Source organism: Gemmatimonadaceae bacterium (genome assembly GCA_035606695.1).
Taxonomy (GTDB): domain Bacteria; phylum Gemmatimonadota; class Gemmatimonadetes; order Gemmatimonadales; family Gemmatimonadaceae; genus JAQBQB01.
In genome coordinates this window covers 125,115-134,519 of the sequence record DATNEW010000034.1, presented here as the reverse complement: position 1 = coordinate 134,519, position 9,405 = coordinate 125,115, and the positions used below count along the sequence as shown (strand labels likewise).

Below are 9,405 nucleotides of genomic sequence, written 5' to 3'. Positions count from 1 at the left end.
GCCCATACGCCCATACGCCCATACGCCCATACGCCCATACGCCCATACGCCCATACGCCCATACGCCCATACGCCCATACGCCACGCTCGCCCCGACGCCCGTTATCTTTAAAGGCTATGTCAATCCGCAACATCGCCATCATCGCGCACGTCGACCACGGCAAGACCACGCTGGTCGATAAAATGCTCCGCCAGGCAGGCGCGTTCAGAGATAATCAGGTCGTCCAGGAACGCGTGATGGACTCCAACCCGCTCGAGCGCGAGCGTGGGATCACCATTCTGGCCAAAAACACCGCCGTCCGCTGGAAAGACACCAAGATCAACATCGTCGACACGCCCGGGCACGCCGACTTCGGCGGTGAGGTCGAGCGTATTCTGCGCATGGTGGACGGCGTGCTGCTCGTGGTGGACGCCTTCGACGGCCCCATGCCGCAGACCCGTTTCGTGCTGCGGAAAGCGCTCGCGCTTGGCCGCACGCCGATCGTCGTGATCAACAAGATCGATCGCCCCGGCGCCGATCCCCTCCGCGTGCACGACGAAGTGTTGAGCCTCTTCATCGAGCTCGAGGCCGACGAAGCGCAGCTCGACGCGCCCGTCGTGTACGTCTCGGCACGCGACGGCGTGTCGACGCTCGACCTCGATCAGCCGCTGCAGGACCTGACGCCGCTGTTCGACACGATCGTCGCCATGGTGCCGGCGCCGCCGGACGACATTCATGGGTCGTTCCAGATGCTCGTCTCGACCATCGACCACTCGCCGTACTTGGGACGCCTGGCGATCGGGCGTATCGAGCGCGGTGTGGTGAAGGTTGGCGATCCGGTGCTGCTCCTGCCTCTCGATCCGAATCAGAAGCCCGACCAGTCGCGTGTCACGAAACTGTACATGTTCGAGGGACTCGATCGCGTCGAGGTGCAGCAGGCCGAGGCGGGGAATATCGTGTCGCTGGCGGGTCTGGAGAACGTCGAGATCGGATTGACGCTGACCGACATCGAGCATCCCGAGCGGCTCGAGGGCATCGCCGTCGAGGAGCCGACGATCTCGGTGGATTTCGTGGTGAACAATTCGCCGTTCGCCGGCAAGGAAGGAAAGTTCGTGACGTCGCGCCAGGTGCGCGAGCGATTGTACAAGGAGCTCGAGCGGAATGTCGCGCTGCGCGTCGAGGATACCGACTCGACGGACACGTGGACGGTATCGGGCCGGGGCGAGCTGCATCTCACCATCCTCATGGAGACGATGCGCCGCGAGGGCTTTGAATTCCAAGTGTCGCGTCCTCGAGTCATTACTCGAGAGGGGCCGAACGGCGAGCGATTGGAGCCGTACGAGGAGTTGTCGATCGACGTCCCGGAGGAGCATCTGGGTACCGTGATCGAGAAGCTCGGTCCGCGGCGCGCCGAGATGCTCGAGATGAAGAATCCGGGGCAGGGACTCGTGCGTTTGTTGTATCGGATTCCGGCTCGAGGACTTTTCGGCTATCGGTCGGAGTTTTTGACGGACACGCGCGGAACCGGCATCATGCATCACCGGTTTCTCGATTACGGTCCGTGGGCCGGGCCGTTGGCCGGTCGGACGCGCGGATCGCTGGTATCGATGGAAGGTGGCACAATCGTCGCGTTCGCTCTGTTCAACTTGCAGGAGCGCTCGACGCTGTTCGTGAGCCCGGGCGACACCGTCTACGAGGGGATGATCGTCGGGGAGAATTCGCGTCCGGGTGACATGGATGTGAATCCGACGAAGGAAAAGAAGTTGACGAACATGCGAAGCAAGGGAGCGGATGAGCACATCATGCTCGAGCCGCCGCGGGAGTTGACTCTGGAAGCGGCTCTGGAGTATATCGAGGACGATGAGCTGATCGAGGTGACGCCGCAAACGATTCGGTTGCGGAAGCGGTTCTTGAGTACGTCGGATCGGAAGAAGCTGTCGCGCGAAGCGAAGCGCGAGCGGGTGTCCGGCTGACGGGTCGCGCGGTGGGTTGATCGAACGGACGGACCCTCTTATACGTTGTTGCTCACGGATGTTCGCGGCGGCTGTCATGTTCGGCCGGCCTGAGATCTTTTCAGCATTGCAAGTCGTTGCACTCGTTGCACTCGTTGCACTCGTTGCACTCGTTGTACTCCGTTACACTCCGTTTCACTCCCGTTCCGCTCTGCAAGGAGAACCGAGCAATGTCGGCCAAGTTCGAGTCGTCGGATCTGTCGCTGTCCCCTCGGCGCGATGATGACGATCTCGATGATGAACCCCTCGACGACGAGGATGATCTCGACGACGACGAGGATCTCGACGAGGACGATGTCGATTTCGACGATGATGACGACGACGACGACGACGACGATGATGACGTCGACGACGACGACGATCTCGACGACGAGGATGAGGACGACGAGGATGAAGACGACGAGGATGATGACGAGGACCTCGACGACTTCGATGACGAGCTCGTGGATCTCGACGACGAGTACGACGATACGGATGAAGAGGACCGTCCGGGGCGGCCCGGGCGGTACGAGGAGTGACGGCGCTGCGCGTCAGCCGTTAGTTGTTGACGCACCAGCAGAGCGATCCCGGAAGTCGCAGCCACCCGTGATCACACACACTCTCTCGATTCTCAGTTTTTTGGCAGCCGTCGCACACGCCCAGCGGCGCTAGTGCAGGTAGCGGGACACGGGATCGAGAGTCGCGCCGTTCGACGTGATCGCCGTGCGCATCGCCGGAATCTCCGCCGACGAGCCGGGGAAGATCGAATCCAGGAATGACTTCGTGCGCGCGGGCAGCTCCGCGGTGAGCAGCGTGTCGAGCGCGAGCTTTTTCGTCGCCTGGTCGTAGACCGCAAAACAGCTCGGACACACGTCGAGCGTCGTGACCGTCAGGAGCAGCGTCGGCAGGCGCTGCGACAGCGCGATCCAGACGCTATCGGAGCCGATGTTGGGCTTGCCCGTGAGACTCGGTGCGGGGAGCTGAATGCCGTATGCCCCGTCGGTGAGAATCTTCACCACACGGGCCCGAAACGCGCGCGTGACCGAGTCGCACGCCGGGCCATCGAACCGGACCTTCGTGTCGGTGACCGCGCTGAGGACCGCAGCCTCGCCCTCACCCAACCGGTCGGTCTGGTCCTTGAGGAATTTGAGATCGTCCCAGAATTCCGCCGGAGTGTCGGGGATCGCGTCGGGCAATGCCTGCGAGATGCGCGACAGATACCGCACGATCGACAAGCGATCCTTGGCGCCCGGATTCTTGAGAATCGACTGCCGGTAATACAGGCCGGCTCCCACGTCCGGGTCGCGCAGCAGTTGGACGTTCACGAACGCCGTCGAATCCCGAGTGAGCGACGTCGCGCGCGCGAGCAGCTTGGTGCGGAGCCCCCCCGCATTGCGCGCGAGCAGTTCGGCATCGATCGACGTCCACGTGTCCGGCACCATGACGAGACTCGTCGCGCTGTACACGTTGCACAGCATCTTGCCGCCGTCCGCGAGCAGCGGCGCAAAGACGTGGGCGAGCGACGCCGAAAGGCACGTGTCGAGGACGATCGTCTGCGCGCGCACCCCGGCGGCCTTGAGCGGGTCGATGACATTCGTCTTGAGCTGGTCGCCGGTCCAACCCGCGAAGCTGTCCATGTCGCCGTGGCCTTGATTCACCACGAGCACGTCGAGCGTGCGATCCTTACTGTCGTCCGCGGCGATCGTGAGCTTCGACTTCACGGAAGCCGCCGAGGCGGGCTTGGGTAGCACGACGGAGAATTTCCGTTCCGCCGCCATGCCGTCCGGGTAGTCGCCGCTCGTGCCGTTCGCGCGCTGCACGCTGCCGATCACGAGGTGATGGCAGGTGCCATTCGTGAGGGCGGCGATCGTCGCGTCGCTGTCGCGCGACCGGTCCGCCGGCATCCCGAGCACCTTGGGCGCACCGTGCGGCTCGGCGGGCGCACCGGCGTTCGGATACTCATAATGCGTCATCATCTCGACGAGCGCCGCGGCGGTCTTCTTGAGGCGCTGCTGCGCGCCGAATTCGTCGGTGTGCGCGGTGTGGCGGTTGACGTTGTGAATCAAGTCGCGGATCGAGAGCACCGGGTAGCCCCAGATGAACGACAGCTGCGGCCAGCGCGCGGGATGCTTCTCGACGGTGAATTTCACGACCACCGGCTTGTACTTGAACGGATCGAGCGACTCGGCTTGGGGCCAGAACACGTAGATGGTGCCCGGGTCGCCGGGTTGCACGTCGAATTGCGGCGTGCGCGGGTTCGCTATATATGCGTCGAGATGCGGTTTGACGATCGCCTCGAGCACCGTCGCCGGATCGGAGTCCTTCGCCCAGCAATACAGCGTCACCTCGATCAAGTCGACGACGCCGATCTTGTCGTGGAATGCCTTGATGATCGCGTCGTCGAGCTTGTCGTAGCTGCCCGCCTTCGCGGACTCCGCGCTTTCGTCGACGCTTGCCGTCAGCCGGCCCAGGTAGTGCGCGTGGAGGAAGGCCGCGAAGTTGCCGGTGACGGCCATCTGGATCTGCAACTCCTCGTCGGGATTCACGACGGAAGCGGTGTAGATCGCCTTGATGAGCGCACCGATCGTCTTGCGCTGCTTGAGGAGGAACGTGCTGCGCGCGGTGACGTGTGCCTCGCACTGCTGCGACAGATAGTTGCCGAACCCGATGATGTCGCAGAGCGGTTTACACACGTCGTCGCGCCAGGCCGCCGCCTGTCCCTTGCCTTTCTCGTCGTCGATCGCCGTCTTCAGCAGGTCGGGATATGCCGCCTCCGTGGCCATGTTGCCTTTCTCGGCGTCGACCAGCCCGTCGAACGCGGTCGCGAAGCCGGGATCGTGCGCGAAGTCGTAGCCGGTGGCGAATTGGCGCACGAGCACCGTGAAGACGCGCTTGCCAGGGTCGGTCGCCAGCGTGTCGATCGCCGCGACGGCCTTCGGAATCGCCGCGCTCGGAATGCGGTCCTTCTCCGCCTTGGCGACCGCCGCGATCGCGTCGACGTTGACGATGCCGTGTAACCGCATCGTCCGCTTGGGCGTTTTGCCGACCGAGATCGACGTGCCGGCGAACGCCTCGCGGATCATTAAAACATACTCATTAATATAGTATATAAAACCGGGAATCGGCACGCCCCCCGAGACCTGGATCTTGCCCTTCATCTGCACCCACTGCTCGAACGCCTCGACGGTGTCGACCCGCGGAATGCCGATGTCGATCAGCTCCGCCTTGCAACTGGCGCTGAACGCCGCGTCGGGCGGCGCCGGCACGGCGGCGTTCAGCCCAACGAGCTTTCCGGCAATCGACTGATGAAAGTCCGCGGAGTGCTGGTGCATCAACTGATAGAAGCCGAGCTTGTAGGACTTGAGCCGCGCGAGCACGACGTTGTGCACCTTGCGCAGCAGTTCGTACCATTGGCCGAGCGGAAGCTCCGGATTGATCACGACCTGCGTGTCCCAGTCGTTCTCGCCCGCGAAGGCGTCGCCTTCGAGATACTTGAGCGCGCGGCCTCCCTTGACGAAAAACAGCAAATTGTCGGAGTCGATCGCCGTCAACTCCGTGTTGAGATTGTCCATGCACGACGCCAGCCAGTCGAAGATCCAGCGCTGGTTGTTGTTGAGCAGGCCGGTCAGGTCGCCGCTGACTTCCTTGCGCGCCTTCGTCGTGATCGCCGTCGCGGAATCGATGCGGTACTTCACCATCAGCCGGAAGAGATAGAACGGCTCGATGTTGTGCATCATCTGGATGCAACAGAAGCTCGTGAGGATGCCGTCGAATTTCTTGACGGCCGATTTGAGCGCCTTCCCCACGGTGGCCGCCGCCGCCGCCGTTCCGGCGGCGTCGATCTTCCGCTCCTCGACGACGACGGCGTCGGCGATGGCCGTCACCTCGGGAGAATCGACCTGCACGCTCGCCGGCTTGGCCGCCTGGAAATAATCAAAAACGCCCTCGATGTCGGTCACGATCGCGTGCAGGCTCGTCTTGAAACCGGGAAGCGGATCGACCGCCGGCGGGACCGCGGCGGTCGCGGCCGCGTCCATCGCCGCGATCAGTTTCTTGAGCTTGTCGTTGACGGCAGTGATGGCTTGATCGACGTACGTGGGCGGCGCATCGGCCGCCACGCCGTAGAGGCCGGGATCGTTCGAGTCGGCGATGAAAAACTGCTCGATCACCGCCGTTTCGGCCGCCTGTTTTTTGTCCTCGTCGCGGAGGTCCTTGTCGCTGAGCTTTCCCAGCGCGTCGCGCACGAGCCGCTGGTGGACGTTCTGAATCGGCTGCAGCGGATGCACCGCCGTCGACTTCCACATGATCGCGCCGTCGCCTTGCGCGGGAAACGTCACCGCCCGCGCCTTCGACCGGCCGACGATCTCGGCCATCCGGTTGAACGGATCTTCTACGGGCATATGAGAATGCTCATGCGTGCGCCGCGGGCGCCGGCGCACGAACGACGAGCGTCGCGAGCACCGGCCAGTGGTCCGACAGCAGATGGAGGAAGTCCGCGCATTCGGCGACGATGTTGGTCGGCGTCGTCGGGGCGTCGGGACCGAGATACGGGGTCGCGGTGCGATGCGACGCGCGCATCGCGCCGAGCGAAGAATCTTCGTCGCAGGGCGCCGCATCACCGCCGACGGTCGTGATCTCGTCGGCGCCGAGCGCGGCGCGCATCATGTCGATCACGCGCACCTCACGCACCGCGTACCGCGCGCGCGGCTCGGCATTGCGCGTCAGCACCGCGTCGCCAACCGAGCCCGCGACGTCGGTCGAGGTACCGGCATGCTTGGGATCGGGCAGGGCTTCCCAATGCATCTCCGCATCGTGTCGCTCGAGATCGGCCGCGCCGATCGCGGTAAAGTCGTCGAGCAACCCGCCGGCCGATCGCGTCGTCGCATGCCAGAACGAGTCGCCGAGGACGGACCCGTGCGCGAGCAGCGGGCGCGAGTCCGCGGTGACCGCGGACTGCACGGCGTCGAGTGGACCGCGCTGCGCCGTGAGATCGTCGCTCGCCGAGAACGCGAGCACGAACGACGTGGGCTGCGTCCCGTCGACCGTCGGAGCCTTTTCACCTTTCGCCGCGGTCGCGCCGAGTGGCGTCAACAAATCGAATGTGAGCGGATCGTCGCCCTCGAGCGGAAGCTTCAACGACAGATGGGCGAGATGCCCTCCGAGCCCGAGCGTTGCATCGGCGCGCCCGTTCAGGGTGTCCAGGCCGATCAGCGTCCGTCCACCGGCTTTCTTGTAGAGGAAGGCGCTGGTCGTGCCGCCCTCGTAAAGAGCGACGCCTGACGAGTCGGCGGGAGTCGAAAGCGCCCAGTCTCCATCCGCCGCGGCCTTCTGCAACGACGCGAGAATTTTCTTCGCCTCGGCGATGCCGGTGTCATTCACCGCGTCGGCGTACGTGAACACGCCGTCTTGCGAGGTGACGACGCGCTCGGGCGTTCCACGCAGTCCCGCGAGCACGCACACGTCGGCTTGCATTGCCGCGATCAACGCGGCGTATGCGTCGATGCAGTAGTCGGGGCGTGCGGGCGGCATGTGGAATCCGCCACCGAGCTCGCGAATGTTCCAGACGAGCACCGCGAGCTCGAGCTGCGGCACGACCGCGCCACACGGCAGCACGATCGCATCGGCGGCACTGGCGTCCGCGGTGGCATCGTCGGCTGCCGCGAGCGCGGCGAGGCGGGGATCGGTGTCGGGCGCGCCGGCCAGTTTCACGCGAGGCCCGAGCCGGCGGGGATCTCGCCGCGGGACAGGCGCGCGAGAGCCTCGCCATAGAACGCGTGCAGGCGCATGCTGGCGTCGCGCGATGCGCCGGCATGCGGCATCAATGCGTCGTGCATCCATCGCGTGCCGGGCGCGTCGTTCCACGATCCGCCAAACACGAGCGTCAAGCTCACGAAGCGCAGCACGTCGCGCTGACTCGCCAGATCGTAGGCCGCCGCGCTGTCGATTGCCGAATGGACGTGTGCGGCCAGATCATCGCCGTGAAGCGACGCGGCGACATCGGCGTGACAGCGGTGCGCGTGTTCGATCGCCGCATCGAACAAGCGCTGGAGGAACGGGGCGCGCAGGGCACGCATTTGTTCGGCGCGGATCGTCAGGGGCGCCACGATCGCCTCGGGAGGGAAACAAGATGTCGAGCAGCGCCAGAATAGCATATCCGGCGTTCCGCGTCGAGGCGTCGAGGCGTCGAGGCGTCGAGGCGTCGAGGCGTCGAGGCGTCGAGGAGCCACTCTCGCCTGGCGGCCGAGACCCGCCCTCTGGCGCACGCCGCGACCCGGCGCAACATTGGAGCACCACGAGCACCACGAGCACCACGAGAGCGAATGGCGACGCCGCCTTCTCAATGGCGACTATCCTATTCGAATTCTCTCACGTCCCTATGGGTTGGTTTCGCTGCCCGAACTGCTTGAATCTCCAGCAAGCGGAGAGCGCGTACACGGGCATCCCCTGCGACAACAACTGCGGCCAGACGATCTTTCAGGGCAACGCCTTCTACGGCTCGCCCTATCAGCACGCCAAGTTCGCCGCTGACAACAAGCGGGCGCGCGGCAACCGCATCAACGCGGTGCGCGGCCGCAGCGCCAGCGCTCCGCCCCAAACGGAAGCGAACAATCTCGTCAACAATCCGCCTCACGGCACGGCGTACTGTCCCGATTTGACCGCCAATGCCTGGAAGGGTCCGGTTCCCAAAACCAAGATCCGCCTGGCCTACAAGGGCCTCATCCCCGCCGCGCCATCGCCGGCGCAAGGCATGGTGATCGATCCACCGCACGCACTCGGAGGCAAGCTCCTCGCGCACTTCCAGGCCGTCACCGCGGCCATGGTCGCGTGCGTGAACGATCGCGCCGAGACGGAAGCGACCGGCGAGGCCGCGGCGGCGTGCGCGATGGCGTTCGGCACGACGTACCCCGGCTACCAGATGTTGTGGGGCTTCGACACCCATGCCGGCAGCGGCATCGATCAGATCTGGGGACATCCGGACGGCGCGGGCGGGTACGACGAATACGTCATCGTCGAGGCGAAAGGCGTCGGGCAGACGCTCAAGAAGAATCCGCATGCGCCGCCGAACGTCGGGGATCAGATGTCGCGCGAGTGGGTCATCGACCGCCTGTCGCGCATGCTGGATCCGCTCGGCGCGCGTGTGTTGAACGACGTCGGACTCACGACGCATCAGCCGGTCGCGTGGCAGAACTATGGTGCCGCGTCGAAGAGCTACTATGCGGTCAATCAGAACAATCACGGACCGGCGGACTCCAAGCTGTACGGCGTCGTGTTTACCGCGAAATGGAATGCGGGGCCGAAGCTCTCCTGGACCGTCTCGAACAACGTGACGTATTACGGGTGACGGCGGTGCTATTAGAGATTTCTAATTGCCGATCATTCGGCGACGCCGGTCGCGTCGGCCGTCGCCTCAGAGCGGTTCCGAGAACACGGGCA

6 protein-coding genes are annotated in these 9,405 nt (G+C 64.6%); 3 read left to right on the top strand and 3 right to left on the bottom strand.

Translation table 11 applies throughout. The features are described from left to right. Positions 1-117 precede the first annotated feature (117 nt). Positions 118-1,953 (top strand): translational GTPase TypA, encoded by a 1,836-nt coding sequence (gene typA, locus VN706_18910; protein HXT17717.1) that lies wholly within the window; start codon positions 118-120, stop codon positions 1,951-1,953. Between the two features lie 209 nt (positions 1,954-2,162). Next, positions 2,163-2,510 (top strand): hypothetical protein, encoded by a 348-nt coding sequence (locus tag VN706_18905; GenBank protein ID HXT17716.1) that lies wholly within the window; start codon positions 2,163-2,165, stop codon positions 2,508-2,510. A gap of 129 nt (positions 2,511-2,639) precedes the next feature. On the opposite strand, the gene VN706_18900 is transcribed toward VN706_18905, so the two are convergent. Genes VN706_18900 through VN706_18890 form a run of 3 tightly spaced genes read right to left on the bottom strand, consistent with a single transcriptional unit; the run spans position 2,640 to position 8,075 of the window. Continuing rightward, positions 2,640-6,371: a hypothetical protein gene (locus tag VN706_18900; protein HXT17715.1), complete on the bottom strand. Its 3,732-nt coding sequence runs from the start codon at positions 6,369-6,371 to the stop codon at positions 2,640-2,642. A gap of 10 nt (positions 6,372-6,381) precedes the next feature. Next, positions 6,382-7,680, bottom strand: a complete 1,299-nt coding sequence (locus VN706_18895; GenBank protein HXT17714.1) for a hypothetical protein — start codon at positions 7,678-7,680, stop codon at positions 6,382-6,384. After that, positions 7,677-8,075, bottom strand: a complete 399-nt coding sequence (locus tag VN706_18890; GenBank protein HXT17713.1) for a hypothetical protein — start codon at positions 8,073-8,075, stop codon at positions 7,677-7,679. Before VN706_18890 ends, VN706_18895 begins: the two co-directional genes overlap by 4 nt. A 299-nt stretch (positions 8,076-8,374) precedes the next feature. Here VN706_18890 and VN706_18885 point away from each other — a divergent pair, with 299 nt between their 5' ends. Then, positions 8,375-9,313, top strand: coding sequence for a hypothetical protein (locus tag VN706_18885; protein ID HXT17712.1), 939 nt, complete (start codon positions 8,375-8,377; stop codon positions 9,311-9,313). Positions 9,314-9,405: the final 92 nt, after the last annotated feature.